The following is a 21,420-nucleotide window of genomic DNA, read 5'->3' as shown; positions in this document are numbered from 1 at the left end:
CAGTATGCGAATGGCGTATGCAATTGGGGTTGACATCGGCGGTACCTTTACCGATTGTGTGGCAGTCGACACGCAGGGCAACATCATCCAAAGCAAGGTGCCCTCGACGCACGCAAGCTCCCCCGACGAGGGGGTGATAGCGGGAGTGCAGAAGCTGGCCGAGGCTGCGGGACGGGAAGTCGAGGAGTTTCTCGCGGATACCGAGGCCTTCGGCCACGGCACCACCATCGGAACGAACCTGGTAGTGGAGCGGCTCGGTGCCCGAGTCGGGCTCGTGGCCACCGCCGGCCATGGAGATGCCCTTCTGATGATGCGCGGGCGAGGTCGGACCGCGGGCATTCCCAAGGACAAGTTGCTCAGTGTGCGCGACACCGACAAGCCGGATCCTCTGGTTCCACGCGAGCACGTCGTCGAGGTGGTCGAGCGCGTCACCAAGGACGGCTCGGTGCTGGTACCCCTCGACGAGCAACAGGCCCGGAATGCGTTGCGCTTGCTGCTGGATCAAGACATAGAAGCAGTGGCCGTCGCGTTGATGTGGTCCTTCCGAAACCCGACGCACGAGCAGCGGATCCGGGAACTGATCCACGAAATCCGTCCGGACATCTACGTCAGCATCTCCTCTGAGATCGCTCCCCGGATCGGCGAGTACGAACGGACCGTGGCAACCGTCATCAATTCCTACGTCGGCCCCCGATCCAGCCGTTACCTGAAGAAGCTCGAGTCGGAGTTGCAGAGCCGCGGCTTGGATGCTCCGGCCTTCATCATGCAATCGAACGGTGGGGTGGCCCCACTGGCGTCAGCCGTCGGGGCGCCGGTCAAGACGATCGGATCGGGGCCCGTCGGCGGTCTTACAGGCACTGCCTCCATCGCTGCGCGCCTGGGGCATCGCAACGTCATCGCCACGGATATGGGGGGGACCTCGTTCGAGGTCGGCCTCATCATCGATGGCAGCCCGCTCCTCGTCGGCGAACAAGTGATCGAGCAGTACACCTATCGGGTGCCACAGCTCGACGTTCGTTCGATCGCCTGTGGCGGCGGCTCCATCGCCCAGGTCGATCACATCAGCCGCGGCATCAGGGTCGGTCCCGAATCTGCGGGATCGTATCCGGGACCGGCCTGCTACGGCGCCGGCACGCTTCCGACGGTGACAGACGCCGATGTCGTTCTCGGACTGATCGATCCGGACCAATTCCTGGGTGGTCAGATGAAGCTGGATCGCACGGCTGCCGAAGCGGCCGTCCAGCGCCTGGCCGACGAGCTGGGAATGAGCCTGGAGGAGACCGCTGCAGGCATCCTCAAGGTCAACAGCTTTGCCGCCGCAACGCTGATTCGTCAGCGGACCTTGGAACAAGGCCTGGACCCGCGCGACTTCATGGTCTACGCCTTCGGTGGTGCAGGACCCGTGCACGCCTTCGCCTTCGCGCACGAGCTCGGCGCCCGGGGAGTGCTCATACCCCTTGGTAACGGGGCCTCCACTCTTTCGGCGTACGGCATCGCGGTCACCGATGCGAAGCAGATCTTCGAGCAGGAGTGCTCGATCAAGGCGCCTTTCGACGTCCGTGCGCTTCAGGATGTCTGTACTCGACTCGAGAACCGTGCCGTCACCACGATGACCGAGGGGGGCTTCGCCCCGGAGGACATCCGTCTCGAGCGGACCGCGCTCGCCCGCTACGCAGAGCAGTACATGCAGGAACTGCCCCTGCCGCTGCCGGAAGGGGGGGTGAGCGAGGAGAGACGGAGTTCATTGGAGAGCGCGTTCGCGGCAGAGTACGCACGGCTCTACGGAGCCACGGCCGTGTCCGGCTTCCAACAGGTCGAGATCTTCTCCGTCCGCGTGATCGCCACCGCTGTACGGCACGCCGGTGCCCTCGAATCCGAGCCCCACGAGGCCGGTGGCGGTGCGGCGGTGTCCGCCGGCACGCGGGAGATCTTCTGGCCGGATGAGGGCAGGTGGGTCACGACGGACGTCTACGACGCCCCGCCCGCGCACGGCCTGGCGGTTCACGGGCCGGCCGTGGTGCAACTACCCCACACTACGATTTCCGTTCCCCCCGGACAGTTCCTCGAGACGGACCGCGCCGGAAACTGTGTGCTCACCCGGAGAAAGGAACTGTCGGCATGACCGCCAACACCGTCGAGACTCCCCAGGACACTGTCCCGTGGGACGGTCGTCAGCGAGGCTACATCCCCTCCAACCCACCTGTAGTTCATCCGGCAATCACGCTCCACACATCGGCGCAAACGGACGTCGACCCGGTAACAGCCGAGGTCGTCCGCTACGCGCTGATGAACATCAACCTCGAGCACGCGGATCTCATTCAGCGCCTGGCCGTCTCTCCGGTCGTCATGCTGTCCCGTGATTTCCAGTCCTCGATTCTCACGGAGGTCGGTGACCTCGTATATCTCGGCTCTGGAGTCCAGTACTACTCGAACTTCCATTCGCTGATCGTCAAGTACATTCTCGAGCACCATCAGGCCGAGACGCTCGCCGACGGTGACATGTTGCTGTGCAACGACCCGTACATCGGGTGCGCTCACCAGTGCGACACCTCGCTCGTAGCACCGATTTTCGTCGACGGCGAGCTGTTCTGCTGGATCGCCAACTCCATGCACTTCCAGGACCTGGGCGGCACGGTGCCAGGCAGCCTGTGCGTGTCGGCTGAGGACTGCTGGCAGGAGTCGGCGATCTGGACTCCGATCAGTCTCGTCGAGAGGGGCCGCGTCCGGACCGACGTCGAGGATCTGTTCGTACGCCAGAGCCGATTCCCGGACGTGACTCGTATGGATCTGCGCGCGGCTTACGGTTCGCTGGAGACCACGCGAAAGAAGATCGTCGCGCTCGTGGAACGGTACGGTGCAGCTGTCGTCAAGGGCATCATGAACCGAGTGCTGGACGCCGGCGAGGAACTCTTCGTCGAGCGCCTCGCCAAGATCCCCGACGGTCGCTGGTCCTACCGGGCTTCCATGGAGGGATCGGTCCCCGGTGACCACGAGTTCTACCGCTACCAGATCAATGTGACCAAGCAAGGCGACCGGCTCATCGTCGACAACGAAGGCAGCGATCCCCAGGTGGGTGCCATCAATGTGACGTATGCCGGGATGAGCGGGTGCGTCCTCGCCTCCTTCACGTCACAGATGTTGCCGGAGATGGCCGGCGCGTTCGGCGGGGCCTATCGGCGGATCGAGTTCCGGCCCACTCCGGGAACCGTCTCCTGCGCAGACCATCCCGCGGCCGTCAGCGCCTCGGCGGTCTTCACCCAGATGCACGTGCTCAACGTGGCGGCGACGCCGGTCTGCATGATGCTTGCCGCGGGAGACGACGAGACTCGGGACCTGATTCTCGGGGCGCCGACACCCAACCTGTCATCTGTCCTGGCAGGAGGAGTGCGGGACGACGGCAAGCCCTTCATGCTCATGGACAGCAACGGACTGATGGGCTCCCTGGCTGGACGTGCGTCCCGTGACGGGGTCGACGTCGGTGGCCAGTGGTGGATTCCGGATTCGATCGCCTACAACTCCGAGGAGATGGAGGCGCAGACTCCCTTCCTGGTGCTGAGCCGGGTGCTGCTTCCCGTAGCGGGCGATGGTGCCGGCCGCTGTCGTGCGGGCGTGGGTATGCGAGAGACGTTGATGGCCCACGGGATCGCCGGGGGAGCATTGGTCGTCCACCAGAACGAGAACGTCCCTCGCGCGGCCGGGTTGTTCGGAGGAAATCCCGGCTCGCTGGCCACGTGTCGCTTCAAGCGCAACAACGATGCGCTGCAACAACTGGCGTCGGGTGCGCTTCCGGTGTCCATCGAAGACATCCACGGCGACGAGGTCGAGCTCGAATTCAAGGGCGGTCCGGAGACACTCGCCAACGGTGACGTCATCGAGTGGGTCTCGCCGGGTGCGGCGGGCTACGGCGACCCCCTCCTGAGGGATCCGCAGGATGTGCAGAAGGACCTCGACGCGAGACTGATCACCGAGGAAGCCGCGGCCGCAGTTTACGGCGTGGTTTTCGCCGACGGCGTGGTGGATGCGGAGGCCACTGCGAGGGCACGTGCCGCTGTCCGACGCGAACGCCTCGGTGGGATCGAGGCCGGTGAGTGCGTCGAGCCGCCTGCAGGGGCGCGCCGTATCGGTGAACTCCTCTACATCGTGAATGGTCGCTGGTGGTGCAATGGTGCCGATCTCGGAGACCAGTACGAAAATTACAAGGATCGCGCCGTGACCCGGGTGGTGCCTGTCCGCAAGATCGCGGCCGAATTCGAGGTCGCCAACCACGAGATCGCGGATCGCTGGGAGTTCCGTGAGGCCATCTGTCCGGTCACGGGTTTCCGCATCGATGCCGAACTGGCAATGGTCGGCGAGCCGTCACTGCACGACGTGATCCCCGCAGGGGCCTGACCAACCCGGTCATCCGGTGGCCACGCCGGATCCGAATGGACTCATTCCCGCGCCGGTACGGCGGCGTCCGAGGACGGACGTCGCCGTGCTCGGGCACCGCGTCGAACCGATACGTCCTGCCCCCATGGTGGCAGATCTCGTTGTAGCCCAACCACACCGATATCGGCGCCCAGCCGGACGCGCCAGAGAAGGAACACGAATGGTGTCGGATGCAGCCCGCCGGTCGTCACATGAAGTTGCGGGTGTGAAGTGCTGAAAGTTCGACCGCCTCGGCCCCGGAGAACCCAAGGCGGAGAAGGCGTCTCTGACGGCCTTCATCCATCGTCTTGTTGAGGTCCGCGACGGCACGGTGGCCGCGAGCGATTGCGGCCGGAGTCCACTCTCCGGCCGCGAGCAGCACCAGGGAGTCGAACACGTCGGAGTTGAGCGCCACCGTCGTGGCAAGAACGTCGTGACGACGCTCGACTGCCCCCCGGAGGCGCCCGCGCAGCGACGGGTCGTGACTCGCTTGATGCTCGAGGTGCGCGACACCGAACGCGACGTGCCGTGCCTCGTCGACGCGGGCCAAGCGTGTGACGGCTCTGGTGATCGGGTCCGGAGCATACTTGTCGAGGAACGACAACAGCGAGAGGAAAGTACCTTCCCCCAGAACCGACAGCAGGAAAGAAGCCAAGGAGAAATCCGGCTCGTCGAGAAGGCTGGCCAACGACTCTCGACCCCCGACCGACGATGTGCCGAGCTCCCCACCGTTCAACACCGCGCGGCGTCGGAACACTTCCATGTGCCGGGCCTCGTCGGCGGCCTGCACCGCAAGTAGCTGCTGGACCTCGTAGAAGTAGGGATGGACCCGTGCAAGGAGCCGCGCCGGAATGACGAGTGCCGCCTGCTCGTTTTCGATCAGGTAGGTCATGATCTGCACGACCGCCCGCTCGATGTCGCCGGGAACGTCGATCTCCGACGTCCAATCTACTGCAGATGCGGGATCCCACTGGGCTGCCGCCGCATGAGCATAGAGCCGTGGTGCGAGGTCCGCCCACACCACGTCTCGATCGTCGAGATCGAACGATACGGCCGGCCCTCCAGGTTCGACCAGCGCCCCTCTGGCAGCCAGACCCCAAGTGGGATCCGGTCGTCGAACGAGTGCGGATGCACTGGAGGAGCCGGCCCGTTCGGCATTCAGCCACCGTGCGAGCTGAGCTCCCCCTCGCACCACCTCGTATGCGCCCGACTGCTCGGTTGATTCGAATCTGTGTCCCTCCGCGCGGCACCAGGAGCGAAGGTCGACGCCCAGTGCGGGAGCCGTGCCGACGACCGTCGCTCTGCCGCCCACAGGAACCTTTTCGAGAAAATGGCGGACCAGGAGATAAGCGCCCTGATCGAAACTCAGACCCTCGAGGTCCAAGCGAATCATGGTCGGTAGTCCTGGTCCGTCAGATTGCCGTCCGCATCGAGAAACCCGGCCTCGTCCACAGCGCGCTCGAGGGATGCGTACGCCTGGGTCCTCCCGACCCTCCACTCCTTCAGGCCCTCCAGTTCCAGGAGAGAGCGCACTTCCGGATCGGCATACGACATCGACAGGAGCAGTTCGGTGAAACGGTCCGCGGTCTTCTTCGGAATCGAATCGGCGACCGTCATGTTGCAGTGGTCGTACGTGCCGGTCTGCGCCACGATTCGGACTGCCCCCACAGGGAACGTACCTTCTCGACCGAAGAGCATGTGGTTCGAGTCGATCATGCAGCAGGCGTCGACTTCGCCACGAAGGAGTGCCCGGGCGGCGTCCCGCTCTCCACCGATGTGGTCGCCGTGAAGACCGACCCCGACGTCGAATCGGCGTACTTCCAAGTTTTGTCCCGGCACGAGCCCTGCCGACCGCAGGTGCGCCAAAGGGATGAGTGTTGCCTGGGGCGAGTCCACGGCTCCCACCCCTACGGCCCTTCCCGACAATTCCGTCACGTCTCGGATCTGCGAATCCGCCCGCACGACAATTACGGATGTCAGATCCTGGTCCGAGTCCCGCATCACAGCGGGCCGGACGACACGACCCGCGCGAGCGGCCATCCGCACCGTTCGGACCCAGGCGAGGGGCGAGTTCCACGCTGCGTCGATCCGGCCTTCGACGAGATCGACGACCTGCCGCTCGTAATTCGAGTAGAGGACGTAGTCGAAATCGAGTCCGTGATCTCGGAACCACGCGCGAAAGCCGTCCCATATTGTCACCACTTTGGGGTCGTACGCGACCGCCCCCATCAACAGCGGGCGCGACATCAGGCGGGCTCCTCGTCGAACAAGGGACGCCCCAGCGACAGGCGGCCGACGAAGTCGCGGAGCGCCTCCGATGTCGGTGCCATCACTCGAGCAGCAAGCGAGTCCCGGAATTGGCGTTCGATGCCGAGTTCCTTCCGGAAGGCCGTCCCGCCGCACAGTTTCATCACGCCGTCGCTGACTGCGGACGCGGCCTCCGCTGCGACGAGTTTCACCTGGAGGACACGCAGAATCGCGTCGTCGCGGTCGCCCTCGAGTGCGCTCAGGGTGTCGTTGATGAACGCGCGGGTCGAATCGACCTGAATCCTCAGATCTGCAAATGCGCTGCGGGGGAGCACCTGAGAGGCGAGGTTGGTGTCGAGATGCTCGAGCCGCGAGTGTGTCAGGTGGGCGGCCGCCTGGTCCAGCAGAGCCTCCATCAAGCCGAGTGAGAAGGCGGCATTGAGGAGCAGGAATCGGGGAAGGATGACGCCCAGGGCGATGTTCAGCCCGTCGCCGTCCTCCCCCAGAATGGCAGTCCGTGGGACCAGCACTGCCTCGGCCCGCATCGGCCGCGACGCGTTGCCGCACAGCCCGAGCCCGTTGAAGCTGCCGTCGACGCGCAGGCCTGCAATGCCGTCGGGTACCGACCACAGGGTCATCCCCCCGGTCGCGGCATTTCCGAGGGGTCGGCTCGACCAGACATAGATGTCGGCCTCTCCAGCCGAGGTGACCCAGCTCTTTCGAGCATCGAGGCGAATTCGGTCACCGTCGGATGTTGCCGTCGACATGGGCGCCCAGAAGTGACTGCGGGACCCGGTCTCGGAGAAGGCCAAGGTGCACAAGCCCCGGCCCGTCGCGACCTGCGCCTGCTGTTCGGGAGATCCGTGAGTGTCGATCACGGCCGAAGCCGCGTAGTGCATCATGAGAGTCATCGCGGTCGAGCCGCACGCCGATGCGACCCGTTCGATCACCTCGACTCCCGCGGACAGGGGAGCGCCACCGCCCCCCGCTTCGGAGGGGCTCATGAGACCGAGCAGTCCGTTCTTCGCGAGGGCAGCGAGCGCCTCGCGCGGATACTCACCCGCCTCGTCGATGCGCTGGGCCGAAGGGCGAACGATATTCTCGATGATCGCGCTCAATCTCGCGTCGAGATCGTGGTCCAGGGCAGTGCCGTCGGTCATGGATGGATTCCTTTCGAATATCGGGCTGAAGCAGTAGCGGTCGGTCCCTCCCGTCGGTCGAAAATTGCGGTGGGAGGAGTACCTTCATTCCTCGGAGATGCTCAATGCCTCATTCGGGCAGCCCTCTACGGCGGAGATGATCAATTCCCGATCGGTCTCGACGAACGTGCCCTCGGTGGGCAGGCTCAGTACCCCGTCCTCGGTCACCTCGAAGACCCGGGGAGCAATCGACTCGCACAGGCCCAAGCCCTGGCACTTCCTTCGATCGACGTACACCTTGGCCATGATGGTTCCCTTCTCGCCTGAACTTGTGATCCGGCATACAAGAGTATGCCCTATTGCATGCATATTGGAAGAGCGGCACGTCCCCTGTCACACCGCGGCAAGAACGGTCGTGGCCGCTGCCATCAGTGCGGCGGCGTGCTCGTCCGGCGTCCGCCCGTCGGGGCGCGGCACCTCGATACTCAGGGGGAGATCGGCGGGCAGTGCCCGAATCGTCTCTACCAGCGGGAGTACGCCCGCGCCCGGGTCGAGTCGCGCCGATATGGCCTCAGCGCGCGCCTTGACCGGGTCGCTCTCGGCGCCGGTACGACTCACGTCACAGATCTGGGCCACGGTGAGGTATCGCGGAGGGAGTGCGGACAGGTCGCTGACGGTTGCGCCGGTCCTGGTCAAGTGCAGGGTGTCGACGAGGATGTAAGCATTTTCGGCTTCCGACCGATCGACGACGGTTCGTGCATCGTCGAGGGTCTTGACGCCACTGAAACCCATGAACTCCAGCACGCAGGACAGCCTGTACTCGGCGGCAGCTCCTGCCAGTTCGGCCAGAAGGTCGGCATTGCGGTCGAGGTCGGGTTCGTAGCTGGTGACCCCGACAGAACGAGCTCCGAGCTCGGCTGCAGTCTCGAGCATGGCTTGCCGGGGAGTGAGCACTCCGTCCGCGGGGCTGAAGCGGAACACCTCCGCGTCCAAGAGCTGCACTCCTGCGTCGTCCAGCGCGCGGCGCACCTGGCGAATGCCCGTCGCATTGCCCAGCAGATCGTTGTCCACGCCGCTTCCCGGAATTGCGGCCAAGCGAAGCCCCACGGACCGGAAGCCTGCCTTGCCTGCGGCTCGAATGGCGTCCACGGGATGCGATCCGATCAGGCTCAGGGCTGCGAGGGAAAGCTCTTGCATAATTTTCGACCTCATTGCGTTGATGAAGAATTGTATGCAGAATAGCCTAAACGATCGCCGTAACGGCGGTCTCGTATCTGAGGCCCGAGGCCGGATGCGAAGACGCACCAGCCGCTTTCGAAAGGCAAGCCGACGTATGACGAAGTACAAGACGATCGAGGTCGCCGAGGATGCGGGGGTTGCCGAGATCATCCTGTCGCGTCCGGAGCGACTGAACGCCATCGACGAGGATGTACGTCCCGAGTTGATCGATGCGCTCACCGACCTCGGTTTCACCAAGGGGATCCGCGCCGTCGTACTCGGCGCACGGGGCAAGGTGTTCTCCGCGGGTGGCGACTTCGAGATGATGAAGCGACGCAACGGAGATCCGGTCGGGGCCGAGAGGGGCTCCCTCGACGGCCGGCAACTGTTGCGCACCATCTTCGAGGTGCCGGTTCCTGTGATCGCGGCCCTGCAGGGTCATGCGGTCGGGCTGGGATCCACCATCGCGCTCTCGTGCGACGTCGTCGTGGCGAGCAAGGGGGTCCGCATCATGGACTCGCACGTCAAGATCGGGCTGGTCGCGGGGGACGGCGGAGCGGTGGTGTGGCCACCGAGTGTCGGGCTCATCCGCACCAAGCGGCACCTGCTCTTCGGGGATCCGGTGTTGGCCGAGGACGGCTATGCCATGGGCATGGTCTCGGACCTGGTGGAGACTCCCGACGAGGTGCTGCCTCTGGCCAGGGATCTGGCTCGCCGGCTGGCGGAACTCCCACCCCTGGCCGTTCAGGGGACCAAGCGCACGTTGAATGCTGCACTGGCTCAGCAATCGACCGGCGTGCTGGATCTCGGCCTGATGCTCGAGCTCGGCACCATGCAGAGCGAGGATCTGCTCGAAGCCATCGATGCCTTCGAGAACAAGCGGAAAGGTCACTACACCGGTGCGTGAGCTCACCAGTCTGTTCAACCTACGCTCGGCTCGATATCATGCAAAATAATATGCACACACCCGTTCTCCTCCCTACAGATTGGGTAGAGTCATGACTGCTGCAACCATCCCCGCGTTCCCCGCTCGTCGAAAGTGCCCGTTCTCTGCTCCGGACGAGTACGCGCAGTGGCGCGAGCACGACAAGCCCGTCAAGGTGCAGTACCCCAACGGGACCGAGGTGTGGGCCGTCACGAGGTACCAGGATGTCAAGGCGGTGCTCCACGACGGTGAGAGAACCACGGCGAACAAGCTGGCGCCGGGCTTCCCGCAACAGCGCAAGGGCGTCATCGCCCTGACTCAGGACGGCAACCTGGAGTACCTCGACGAGCCCGAGCACGGTCGGCTGCGCAGGATGATGTCGCCCGACTTCACGGCGCGCAGGATCTTCTCCAATCGGGGTGAGCTTCAGCGGATTGTCGACCTCGCCATCGACAATATGCTGGAACTGGGTGGTAAGGCCGATCTGCAGCAGGCATTCAGCCTTCCGGTCCCCAGCCTGGTCACGTGCAACCTTCTCGGGGTTCCCTACGAGGATCACCACTTCTTCGAAGAGGTGACCGGGGTCATGCTCTCGACTCAAACCACCGCGGAGAAGTTCAAGGCCACCTTGGACAGCCTCGTCGACTACCTTCATGGAATTGTGAAGAGGAAGGTGGACGCGCCGTCCGAGGACGACTTGATCGGCCGTCTCATCATCGAGCATGTCCGTAACGGCGAACTCACCTATGACACCATCGTCAATCTCACCCTCCAGCTCCTGGTGGCCGGCCACGAGACGACCGCAAATCAGATCTCGATGGGCGTCCTTTCTTTGCTTACCGACGACGAGCTCCGGGCGACGATGCTGGCCAACCCGGACATGTGGCCGCGCGCGGTGGACGAGCTCCTCCGAATCCACTCGGTCACGGACGCCGTCATGATCCGCATGGCCACCGCAGACATCGAAGTCGGAGGCCAGCTCATCAAGACCGGCGAAGGAATCCTTCCCCTGGGCGCCGGCGCCAACCACGATCCGGACGTCTTCCCCGAGCCCATGAAGGTCAAGCTCGACCGGCCGAAGGGCGTTCACCACATGGGATTCGGCATCGGTATGCACTCGTGCATCGGTCAGAACCTGGCTCGCACCGAACTGGAGCTCGCGTACAAGACCCTGCTGGAGCGAATCCCCACGCTGAGACTCGCCGTCCCCGAGGAAAAGCTGGATTACAAGCACGACGGTTTCGTCTGGGGTGTGCACTCCCTGCCCGTCGAGTGGTGACAGGCGGTCTCCGACCGACAGCGAACCGGCGTCCCGGCCCGGATCCCTCTCCCGTCGCGGCGAAGATGTGAAACCTTCGACACCGCTGGTGGCGACGGGTGAGGACGGCCTCCGGTATCCGCTGCGCGTGAAGCGCCGGTCGGACGGATCTCCGGGGTACTTCACACAACAATGTCTATGGATAGGGTAGCTTCATGAATTCACGGTCTGATCAAAGTCACTCGTCGCCGCAGTTCTCCGTTCTCGCGCCGCTCGGGGAACGGAGGCAGCAGGAAGGCAGCCTGGCTCCGCGCTTGTCGACATTGTCGGGCAAGCGGATCGCATTCGTGTTCGACTATGCGTTTCGGGGCGACGAGATGTTCGCCCGGTTCATGGAACAGGCGCACGAGCGCTTCGCGGATGTGACATTCCTCGATCCCGACAAGTTCGGCAACTTCCACGGTCCCGCGGAGGAAGGTGAAGAGGCTCTGGGGCGCCTCGCCGAGAGCCTCGAGAGCCAGGAGTTCGACGCCGCCATCGTCGGCGTCGGTGCTTGAGGCAGTTGCACGCCTGCCGTGTTGCGGGCTTGCGTTTCGATCGAGCGTGCAGGATTGCCCTCGGTCGGTTTGATCGGAAGTGAGTTCGTGCCGATGGCCGAACTGACTGCCAAGGCGTTCGGAATCGCCGGGGTACCACTGGCCGTGTACCCGGGTGTGATCATGGCCGACTCCGACATCGACTTCCATGTCAAGGTCGCCAACGCCATGGTGCCCGCGATGTTCGATGCACTGCTCAGCGATCGAGCGGCAGCGGTCGACGGATCGGTCGAGCACATAGCCGCCGGCGAAGTGGTTTTCACCGGCGACTACGACGAGGTCCTGGAGGAATTCACGAGGCGGGGCTGGACCGAGGGTCTGCCCATCGTTCCGCCTACGCGCGAGCGCGTCGATGCGTTCCTGGCATGCACAGATCTCGCTGCCACCACCTCGCTGGGCAACCTGCGCTCGTCGAATACCGAGGCAACGGTCCTGTCGGTCGCGGTAAATGGTGTGATGGCGGGATGCCGTCCCGAATTCATGCCGATTCTCGTTGCGGTTGTGGAGGCTTTGGCCGATCGGGCATTCGGTGTCGAGGACGCTGGGAGTACGCCCGGCTGGGAGCCCCTCATCACGATAAGTGGGCCGCTGGTAAGGCAGCTGGGCTTCAACTCCGGTGCGGGTGCCTTGCGCGTCGGCAACCGCGCCAACACTTCTGTCGGCCGGTTCCTGCGCCTGTACATGCGCAATGTGGCAGGCTTCCGGCCCTACCCCGACGAGTCCGACAAGGGAGCGATCTCCTACACGTTCAACGTCGCACTCGCGGAGGACGAAGAGGTGACGAATGAGCTGGGCTGGGCCCCGCAACGGGTCGATCGGGGCTTCGGGCTCGAGGACACCACGGTCACCTTGCGCAGCGTGTCCGCGATCAGCGCTCCGATCTACAGCAGCGGTGAACGGGCGGACGACAATCTCAGGGTGATCGCGCGCACCGCCGCCGAGGCGCTCGGCGGATGGGCGGGGTACACCTACCTCAACGGTGGGCAGTTCCCGTTGGTGATCCTCGGACCGGCTATCGCCCGGAATATTGCGGCCGACGGATGGACCAAGGACCGGGTGAAGCAGTACCTCTACGAGAATCTCGTGATCGATGCCGCATGGGTGCAGGAATATGCGCGCGGAGTGAGCGGGCGCAACTTCGACTGGGGTCTGCTCGCCGACGACGGCCGCGCCCCCGAGGAATACCGGTACGCCATCGAGGAGAAACTGATGGTGCGGGGCACCCTGGGGCCGGATGCATTCGACATCGTGGTCGCGGGCAATCCTGGTCGCAACCAGTCACGGGCCTACATTTCCAACCAGATTCAAGGTAGGCCGCTGACCAAGGCGGTGAAGCTGCCGGCGTCGTGGGACGAGATTCGGGAGCGCTTCTCCCAGCCATGAGGAGTCGCGGGTGCCCTGTCCTGGCAGGGCACCCGCAGGGCTTCCCTTCCTCAAATTGTGTGCAATAATGTATTCACACTTGATGCGAGGAGAGATCATGAGCAACATGGCTGTCGAGAAGGCTCTCGAGACGATCCGGCCGAGCTTGGGCGCGGACGGCTACATTCTGAAGGTAGGTGAAAGCATGCCGGACAGCGTCGAGGTCGTTCTCGAGGCGCTTCCCGATGCATGCAGTGATTGTCTGGTCCCTGACGCGGTGCTCCTGCAGATCCTTCAGGTGGCGATCAAGGACAACGGAGACAACCGGTCGGTTCGACTGAGCAAGGTCGGCTTCGACGGGGCCGAGTCCCACTGACACGCCGCTGCCGACGAGAGTTGTCCCGACGGCCGCCGCAATATTCCCGATGTAGGAATACTGCGGCGGCCGTTGCCGTCTCGGACCGCTCGGCTACAGCGCGCCCGGCAACTCCGAGTCCATGCCGGACCAGGAGACTCCTGACGGGCCCGAACGGGGAGGACAAGACCGCACCGGCGATCCGGATCACGGCTGCTTCGGTCGGAAAGATCCCTGCGGGTGCGGAGCGGTCCGGCGGACGTCGACCACAATGCCTTTGAGTCGCCCCGCCGCAGGGAGGCCGGGATTTGCGGTCGACTCGGCACCACATCCGGGAATTCGGCGCGAAAGTGGAGTCCTGCAGTTCGCAAGAGCTTCGATTACGTCAGCCGGCAGCTCTGGTCACCGATTCGGTGACCAGAGCTGCCGGGTGTGTCGTCGGCTCATTCAGCCGGGCTGAGAAGCTCGGCCAGTTCCAGCGCCTGCAGGGTGGCGAATGCCGCGCGCCGGGGAGCATAGGCATCACCCAGGAGGTGCACCTCTGGATGAACACCGCTCAGTTCGTGGAACAGGCCGTCCTCTGGGACAGAGCCGCACGCGAGCACGACGGTGTCCACGTCGGTCAGATCCCACGTTCGACCACTATAGATGTGGGACAACGTGATCGACCTGCCGTTCACAGCCGTCAGCCTCGCACTGGGTATCGTCTTGACGCCCTGGGCATCCAGACGCGCCAGAATGGCACCGATCGTGTATTTGCTCACGAGCGATGAGGGGCCGGGCGAGGCATGAACGACGGTCACGTCCAACCCCAGCGACGCGATGTGGTCGGCTACCGTCAGGGGCAGGCTGCGGTCGTCCTCCGAGAGAAGTACGACCCGGCCGGACGGCACCGCGACCCCACGCGCGACGTCGTACGCTGTCACAACGTTGGGCTGGTCGAGGCCGGTGGCCAATGGGCGACGCGGTGTGGCTCCTGTCGCGACCGCGACGATGTCTGCTTCGGCGGCCAGGACGTCGGCGGCAGTCGCGAACTTGTTCAAGACGACGTCGACGTCCAGCGACTTGAGTCGTGCACCCTGCCACTGGATCCAGTCCGGATAGTGATCCCCATGGATACGCAGGCGTCCGGCTGCGGCGAATTGACCACCGAGCGCGGATTCGCCCTCCCACAGGCGGACGTGATGACCACGCTCGGCCATCTGAGCGGCGAACTCGGTGCCTGCGGGGCCGCCACCGATGACCAGGACGTCCTTGACTTCCTTGGCCGGGGCCGAATCGGGATATTCCGCCCGACCCGCCCGCGGGTTGATGCCGCAGCCGAACGACATGCCCTCGGCCATCCCGCGGTCGATGCACTCGTTCATGCCGATGCAGTGTCGCGTCTCTCGACTGCTGCCCTCGCGGGCATTGCGAAGGAACATGGGATCAGCGATAGCCGCGCGGGCCATCCCCACCAGGTCGGCCTGGCCGGCGGCCAGAATTTCCTCGGCGCGTTCGACGGATGCGACACGACCGACGTAGATGACCGGAAGGTTGGTCGCTTCCTTGATGCGTCCGCACGTGGGGGCCCACTCGCCTTCCTTGAAGAAGCCCGGCTGGATATAGGGTAAGCGCCCCCAGTTGTCCCCTGCGACGAAGCTGAAGTAGTCGACAGTCCCGTCTGCCGTGAACGCACTGACCAGTTCTTGGACGTATTCGACATCCTGGCCGCCTTCCACCGTCTCCTCGAGGTTCAGGCGCAGACCGAGGGTGATCGGTCGTCCGACACTGTCCCGCATCCGTTCGACGATCTCGCGAACCAGGCGTCGGTTGTTCTCCAGGCTCCCGCCATAGGCATCCGTACGCTTGTTGGTGAAGGGCGACAGGAACCATTGCAGAAGGTCGTCGTGACATGCGTGTAGTTCGAGGGCATCGACCCCCGCGTCTGCGACGATCTTTGCGCTGGCTGCGTACTCGCCGACGAGCCAGTTGATCTCCTCGAGCGACGTAGCGTGGGGAATCCTGTGTTCGAAGAATCCCGACAGGGCGTTGGACGGGCCTAGCGGTGTGCCTCCCTGAATCAGGAACTGTTGCGTCACATAGGCTCCCGACGAGTGGACCATATCGGTGAAAGTGGCGAGCCGGGAGGCGAAGTTGACTGTGCGAATCGTGCCCGCTTGGTTGGCGCCGACTCCGGTCGCCTCGAAACCGGGATTGGCGGGGCTGGCCACGAAGGCAGGACTGCCGCCGATCCATTCGGCGCCGCCGTCGATGCGTGTCTTCCAGTACGCCAGAAAGCGCTCGAAGAGTGGGCCCGGACCGGTCAACGAGCCGCCCCCACCTGCATGTGTCGGGACGACGACGCGCTGACTGAGGTCGAGAGTTCCGACCTTCACGGGACTGAAGACGTGTGGTAGGACGCGCGAGACGGCCATCGGTGAGCGAGCTCCTTCGGTGAGAGTCCGGGCGTGTCCTTGCCCGGATGGGGTTCAGCTGTCGCGCGGCCGGCTATATCCTGAGCGAGTAGACGGGGTCCGTCTTGTCGCGCTTTCCAGGGAGGGTCAGGGCCGCGCGAGACCCCTCGGTTTGCTCGGTCGACGGGCCGGTCTGGTTCCACTCGTTCGTGATGCGCCGATGCACAATCCGCCACACGCCGTCGCGTCGCTCGAAGTTGTCGAGATATCTTCCACCGCAGAGGTATTCGTGTGGCTTGTCCAGAGTCCCCTCCTCCTTGGCCCGCTCGGCGTATTTCTCGCCGAAGAATGTGGACAGGGACTCCCAGCCGGCGGGGACCTTGTGGTAGCCCCAGTACGACGACTCGCAGATGGCCTTGTCTCCCTCGACCTCGATCAGCGGGTTCGTCACCTGATGCTGCCCGTACGACACGTTTACTGCCATGCGCTCGAGTACGTGCTCGGCGAACTCGTGGGCATTGCCGACGAAGTAGCCGTGCTCATCGATGGCGTCGGAGTGATACACGGATTTGAGAACCTCGAGGTCCTGCCGGTCGACCCCCCGGCAATACGTGTACAGGACCCGTTCGATCTCCTGGCGGTCCCACATGAGTTGGAGGCGTGCGTTCCAATCGATCGTCACTTGTTCTCTCCTCAGCTGCGAGCGTGATATTCGGCAATTTTGCATGCTATCGGCGGCAAGGGCAATAGGGGAGGAGGTACGGTCGGCGCGTACCGAGCGGGCGGATGACCTCACAGCTGTCGAAGTCGGGAATGCGATAGCATATCTGCATGCATAATGGTCGACTATGTGGACGTTTCTGGGGTGGAGCTGATCCTTCGCATGCTGCGGCCGCGGGAGAGGAAAGAGTGTGCCCATGAGATTCGGTGCGGTTCTGCCGACGCAGGAGGTCGGAAGCGATCCGATCGCTGTCCGCGATTACGTCCAGGCGGTCGAGGGGCTCGGCTTCGATCACCTCGTCACGTACGATCACGTGCTGGGCGCAGTCCAGGAGTCACGGGAACCCCCGCTGACCGGGCCCTATGACGAGAAGGATCCGTTTCACGAGCCGTTGGTCCTTTTCGGTTTCCTGGCTGCATTGACAAGCACCCTGGAATTCTGCACGGGAGTTCTGGTCCTGCCGCAGCGGCAGACCGCGCTTGTGGCGAAGCAGGTCGCAGAGGTGAGCCTGCTCTCCGGGGGTAGGATTCGGCTGGCTGTCGGCACGGGGTGGAACCACACCGAGTACGAGTCGCTCGGTCAGGACTTCGACACCCGCGGTCCGAGATTGACCGAGCAGATGAAGCTTCTGCGCAGGCTGTGGACCGAGCCTGTGATCGATTTCGAGGGCCGATTCCACCGGGTCGATCGGGCCGGAATCCTACCGCTACCCGAGGTGCCGATTCCGCTGTGGTGCGGGGGTAAGGCCCTGCCAGCCCTCAAGCGGGCAGCGCGGCACGGGGACGGCTTCATGTGGGGATCGACCCGTCCCGAGGTTTTCGAGCAGGCTCCCGTCGTCCTCGATCTCGTCGCCGGATACGGCCGTGATCCCGCCACCTTCGGACTGGAGGCGGTCGTGGACGTCACCGCCGGCGAGAAGGAGTGGGAGCGTCGCCTGACCGCGTTCGAGATCGTCGGTGGCACGCACTTTTCGTTCCGAACCATCAGCACCGCTGCGGAGCGGATGCACAGTCGAGATCCGGCCTGCACTTCCGTGAGTCAACACATCGATGCACTCGAAAGGTTTGCGAAAACATGCATGTGACTTCCGAGCCACCCCAGGGTGACTACGCTCGTGCCTTCGAGCGGAGCCTCGCCGACCCGTCTGCCTTCTGGGCGGAAGCTGCCCGATCCATCGATTGGATCTCCTTTCCCACACGAATCCTCGACGACACCGATGCCCCGTTCTATCGCTGGTACTCGGATGGTGAACTCAATGTGTGCTACAACGCGGTCGACCGCCACGTGGAGGCGGGCCGAGGCGAGCAGGCGGCCATCTACTACGACTCACCGGTGACGGGCCGGAAGTCGACAATCACCTACTCGCAGTTGCTGGCGCGCGTGCGTGCCGTCGCGGGTGGACTGCGTGGACTCGGCGTCGAGAAGGGCGACCGCGTACTGATTTACATGCCGATGGTTCCAGAGGCTGCCATCGCGATGCTCGCGTGCGCCCGGCTCGGGGCTGTCCACTCGGTCGTCTTCGGTGGATTCGCACCTCAGGAACTCGCCGTGCGCATCGAGGACGCTGCACCGAAGGTGATCCTTTCCGCCTCGTGTGGAATCGAACCGTCCCGTGTAGTGCACTACAAGCCGTTTCTGGACGAGGCGATCGAACGGTCGACTCGGAAACCGGAACGCTGCGTCATCCTTCAGAGGGAGCAGGGGCGCGTCGAACTGGGAAAACGCGATCTCGACTGGGCGGAGTGGGAATCGAGCGAGGCGGCCGCAGCAGGTGCCGGCCCCGTGCCGGTTGCGTCCACCGATCCTCTCTATGTCCTCTACACATCGGGTACGACGGGAAAGCCGAAGGGCATCTATCGTGACAGTGGCGGGTACGCGGTCGCGTTGCGGTGGTCGATGGAGAATCTCTACGACGTCGCACCGGGCGAGACGATGTTCACCGCAAGCGATGTCGGTTGGGTGGTCGGCCACTCGTACATTGTGTACGGGCCGTTGTTGGCAGGGGCTACGACCGTCCTCTACGAGGGGAAGCCGGTCGGCACTCCCGATGCCGGTGCATTCTGGCGCGTTGCGTCCGAGTACCGAGCCGTGGCCCTCTTCACCGCACCTACTGCGCTGCGCGCCATCAAGAAGGACGATCCGCAGGCGGAACTTCTCGCCGGGCACGACCTGTCCGAGTTCCGCACACTCTTCCTCGCCGGTGAGCGTCTCGACCCGGACACGTACCACTGGGCCACATCGAGGCTCGGTGTACCGGTGATCGACAACTGGTGGCAGACCGAAACCGGGTGGCCGGTCGCATGCAACCCGCGGGGGATCGAACTCATGCCGGTCAAGCCAGGCTCGCCGACGAAGCCTGTTCCGGGATACGACGTGCACGTTCTCGATCAGGACGGCCGACAGGTCGAACCGGGTACCGAGGGCGCGATCTGCATCAAGCTGCCCATGCCGCCGGGCACCCTTCCTACCTTGTGGCATGACGACGAGCGGTACGTGAGTTCGTACTTGTCGACGTACCCGGGCTACTACCTCACCGGCGACGGCGGTTACATCGACAAGGACGGCTATCTGTTCGTGATGGGTCGGACCGACGACGTGCTCAACGTTGCCGGGCACCGGCTTTCCACCGGTTCCCTCGAAGCCGCGCTCGCGGGACACGACGCGGTGGCGGAATGCGCGGTCATCGGGGTTCGCGACGACCTCAAGGGCCAAGTGCCGCGTGCTCTGGTGGTGCTCAAGTCGGGAATCGACGGCGAGGCCGACGGCCCTCGCATTCGTGACGAGCTCGTCGATCGGGTCCGGACGGAAGTGGGTGCGGTGGCTGCGCTCCGCCGGGTCGACATCGTTTCGGCACTGCCGAAGACGCGCTCCGGCAAGATTCTGCGCAGAACGATGCGCGAAATGGCTGACGGAGGCAGTCCGGTGGTTCCGGCGACCATCGAGGATTCCGCCGTCCTCGACACCCTCGAACCCGTTCTTCGGGGTTCGTGATCGGGATCGCTCTCGATCTCAGCGGACCACGACGCGGTGCCCTGCATCGATTCGCCGCGTCCATCCGCGCGCGTCGAGATGTTCGAGGAGAGGCAGCGCTACCCGCCGGGTCGTGCCGAGCGCCTGGCGGGCCTCGCTCGTGGTGAACGGCTGGGGTAGGGCAGCGAGGACGCGCATGGCCTGCGCGGGAGCCAGAGGCAACAGGACGACGTCGTCGCGCCCGGCTTGGCCGACTCGGATCAGGCGACCGAGCCGGATTGCCGCGGCGATCTCGCGAGAACCCAGGCCCGCATTCGTGAGGTCGCCGCGTTCCGGTGCAGCGAACGGAGAGGTGGCGAGTCGTTGCTCGAGAGCGCGAAGCGCATGCTCGGCCGGACCCAGCGACGGCACCACACCTGGTGCCTGTAGCCGCCCGTCGATGACCTCGACGTCGACGCCCGCCAACACCAGCGGCATGAGGGCCGGGTCGGGGAGGTGGATGGCAGCCCGGCCCGCGCCGACACTGAGCGTCGGGTCGAGCGGCTCTGTCTCGGCTCGCTCCGCCAGCGCCTGCACCAGGTCCTGACGCCACTGTGCGAGTGCCTCGGGGGAGACGAGCCAATCGCCGTAGGCGATGACGCCGTCGGGTAAGGGCTCTTCGTGGCCGGACCGCAGGACTCCCAATTCCCGGGCGTCGGCCATATGCAGGGCTCCGCGTCGTGAAACCTCACGCTGCAAGTCCGGCCGATGCGGCGCCTGCGCGAGCGTCTGTGCCCACTTCGCTGCCGCTCCTCGTCGAGTCAGCGCGGGTGGATCGATGTCGAGCACCACAAAGCCCTGGACCGAGTCGTGTGCCCCGGGATTGCGGAGGATACCCCGATCGCCCGTCGTCAGAGGCAAGGGAATACGTAGAGTCAGTCGTGCGGTGTCGGCGCCCAAAGGACGGATCCGAGCCGAGACGCCGGCGGTCCCCACATGCACCATGACTTCCTGGGCGGATTCGCGCGGGTCCGCGCTCATGCGTACATCCAGGACGGAGATGCTGCGCCATCCCCCGGGCGTGACCAGGGCGTCCCCGCGGCCGACGGCACCGGCTGGCAAATTCCGTAGATTGAGTCCTACGCGGGCGACTGCTTTCACCCGGGTCCGTGGCTTACCGAGCGACTGCACACCTCGAACCCGCACCCGACGCCCGTTGAGCAGGAGTTCGTCGCCCACCGCGACGGTTCCCTGACTCAGGGTGCCGGTCACCACTGTGCCACTGCCGTGGATTGTGAAGGAGCGGTCGACCCACAACCGGGCCGGGCCCTCGACGTCCGAAGGCGGAAGGGAACCGACAAGATCGTCGAGGCGGCTCCGTAACTCGCTCAGTCCCTCTCCGGTGAGAGCCGACACCGCGACGGCCGGCATGTCACGCAGGCTCGTCCGAGCCAGCGCGTCGCGCGCTTCACGCAGCGCCGGACGGGGATCCGCCAGGTCTGTTCGGGTGACGACGAGCAGGCCGTGTTCGATTCCCAGTGCATCCGCGGCGGCGAGATGTTCGGCGGACTGCTGTCGCCAGCCCTCGTCCGCGGCGACGACGAACAGAGCAGCGCGTAGAGGCCCAAGTCCCGCAAGCATATTCGAGACGAAACGCTCATGTCCTGGGACGTCGACGATGGCAAGGTCCGCACCGGAGGGCAGCCTGGTCCAGGCGTAGCCCAGGTCGATCGTCATGCCGCGCTGGTGCTCCTCGGTCCAACGGTCCGGTTCGATTCCGGTGAGAGCACGGACGAGAGCCGATTTGCCATGATCGACGTGCCCGGCGGTCGCGATCACGTACATGG

16 protein-coding genes are annotated in these 21,420 nt (G+C 64.7%); 8 read left to right on the top strand and 8 right to left on the bottom strand.

Annotated elements, in window-relative coordinates:
* Positions 1 to 10 precede the first annotated feature (10 nt).
* A complete protein-coding gene (locus tag ISO16_RS13665) occupies positions 11 to 2,122 on the top strand; it encodes a hydantoinase/oxoprolinase family protein (RefSeq protein ID WP_072636813.1) in 2,112 nt (703 codons plus the stop codon).
* Positions 2,119 to 4,389, top strand: coding sequence for a hydantoinase B/oxoprolinase family protein (locus tag ISO16_RS13660; protein WP_072636769.1), 2,271 nt, complete (start codon positions 2,119 to 2,121; stop codon positions 4,387 to 4,389). The genes ISO16_RS13665 and ISO16_RS13660 overlap by 4 nt, the downstream gene beginning before the upstream one ends.
* 226 nt (positions 4,390 to 4,615) lie before the next feature.
* On the opposite strand, the gene ISO16_RS13655 is transcribed toward ISO16_RS13660, so the two are convergent.
* The 5 genes from ISO16_RS13655 to ISO16_RS13635 form a co-directional block, all read right to left on the bottom strand.
* Positions 4,616 to 5,800, bottom strand: a complete 1,185-nt coding sequence (locus ISO16_RS13655) for a hypothetical protein (RefSeq protein WP_072636768.1) — start codon at positions 5,798 to 5,800, stop codon at positions 4,616 to 4,618.
* A complete protein-coding gene (locus ISO16_RS13650) occupies positions 5,797 to 6,654 on the bottom strand; it encodes a phosphate/phosphite/phosphonate ABC transporter substrate-binding protein (protein WP_072636767.1) in 858 nt (285 codons plus the stop codon). Before ISO16_RS13650 ends, ISO16_RS13655 begins: the two co-directional genes overlap by 4 nt.
* Complete coding sequence (locus tag ISO16_RS13645) at positions 6,654 to 7,814, bottom strand: acyl-CoA dehydrogenase family protein (protein ID WP_072636766.1); 1,161 nt, start codon at positions 7,812 to 7,814, stop codon at positions 6,654 to 6,656. Before ISO16_RS13645 ends, ISO16_RS13650 begins: the two co-directional genes overlap by 1 nt.
* 84 nt (positions 7,815 to 7,898) lie before the next feature.
* The gene (locus ISO16_RS13640; RefSeq protein ID WP_072636765.1) at positions 7,899 to 8,099 is read right to left on the bottom strand and encodes a ferredoxin; all 201 of its coding nucleotides are present in this window, start codon (positions 8,097 to 8,099) and stop codon (positions 7,899 to 7,901) included.
* An 87-nt stretch (positions 8,100 to 8,186) separates the two neighbouring features.
* Positions 8,187 to 8,990: a sugar phosphate isomerase/epimerase family protein gene (locus ISO16_RS13635; protein ID WP_072636764.1), complete on the bottom strand. Its 804-nt coding sequence runs from the start codon at positions 8,988 to 8,990 to the stop codon at positions 8,187 to 8,189.
* Between the two features lie 136 nt (positions 8,991 to 9,126).
* Here ISO16_RS13635 and ISO16_RS13630 point away from each other — a divergent pair, with 136 nt between their 5' ends.
* The 4 genes from ISO16_RS13630 (at position 9,127) to ISO16_RS13610 (ending at position 13,528) form a co-directional block, all read left to right on the top strand.
* Positions 9,127 to 9,918, top strand: coding sequence for an enoyl-CoA hydratase/isomerase family protein (locus ISO16_RS13630; protein WP_072636763.1), 792 nt, complete (start codon positions 9,127 to 9,129; stop codon positions 9,916 to 9,918).
* Between the two features lie 91 nt (positions 9,919 to 10,009).
* Positions 10,010 to 11,215: a cytochrome P450 gene (locus ISO16_RS13625; RefSeq protein ID WP_072636762.1), complete on the top strand. Its 1,206-nt coding sequence runs from the start codon at positions 10,010 to 10,012 to the stop codon at positions 11,213 to 11,215.
* 194 nt (positions 11,216 to 11,409) lie between these two features.
* Positions 11,410 to 13,173, top strand: coding sequence for a UGSC family (seleno)protein (locus tag ISO16_RS13615; protein WP_442800821.1), 1,764 nt, complete (start codon positions 11,410 to 11,412; stop codon positions 13,171 to 13,173).
* 97 nt (positions 13,174 to 13,270) lie between these two features.
* Positions 13,271 to 13,528 carry a hypothetical protein gene (locus ISO16_RS13610; protein WP_072636759.1) on the top strand — a complete coding sequence of 86 codons (258 nt, stop codon included), beginning with the start codon at positions 13,271 to 13,273 and terminating at the stop codon, positions 13,526 to 13,528.
* Between the two features lie 422 nt (positions 13,529 to 13,950).
* Here ISO16_RS13610 and ISO16_RS13605 read toward each other — a convergent pair whose 3' ends face one another.
* Both ISO16_RS13605 and ISO16_RS13600 read right to left on the bottom strand, forming a co-directional pair.
* A complete protein-coding gene (locus ISO16_RS13605) occupies positions 13,951 to 15,924 on the bottom strand; it encodes an oxidoreductase (protein ID WP_072636758.1) in 1,974 nt (657 codons plus the stop codon).
* A gap of 73 nt (positions 15,925 to 15,997) precedes the next feature.
* A complete protein-coding gene (locus ISO16_RS13600; RefSeq protein WP_072636757.1) occupies positions 15,998 to 16,585 on the bottom strand; it encodes a nuclear transport factor 2 family protein in 588 nt (195 codons plus the stop codon).
* Between the two features lie 235 nt (positions 16,586 to 16,820).
* Here ISO16_RS13600 and ISO16_RS13595 point away from each other — a divergent pair, with 235 nt between their 5' ends.
* A complete protein-coding gene (locus ISO16_RS13595; RefSeq protein ID WP_072636756.1) occupies positions 16,821 to 17,708 on the top strand; it encodes an LLM class F420-dependent oxidoreductase in 888 nt (295 codons plus the stop codon).
* On the top strand, positions 17,699 to 19,615 hold the full coding sequence (locus tag ISO16_RS13590; protein ID WP_072636755.1) for a propionyl-CoA synthetase: 1,917 nt from the start codon (positions 17,699 to 17,701) through the stop codon (positions 19,613 to 19,615). Before ISO16_RS13595 ends, ISO16_RS13590 begins: the two co-directional genes overlap by 10 nt.
* Before the next feature lie 18 nt (positions 19,616 to 19,633).
* Here ISO16_RS13590 and selB read toward each other — a convergent pair whose 3' ends face one another.
* On the bottom strand, positions 19,634 to 21,418 hold the full coding sequence (gene selB / locus ISO16_RS13585; protein ID WP_072636754.1) for a selenocysteine-specific translation elongation factor: 1,785 nt from the start codon (positions 21,416 to 21,418) through the stop codon (positions 19,634 to 19,636).
* Between the last annotated feature and the right edge of the window lie 2 nt (positions 21,419 to 21,420).

Source organism: Rhodococcus sp. M8 (assembly GCF_015654185.1).
GTDB lineage: Bacteria > Actinomycetota > Actinomycetes > Mycobacteriales > Mycobacteriaceae > Rhodococcus > Rhodococcus aetherivorans.
Note: the sequence above shows the minus strand (reverse complement) of the source record. Positions and strands in the feature narration are given on the sequence as shown.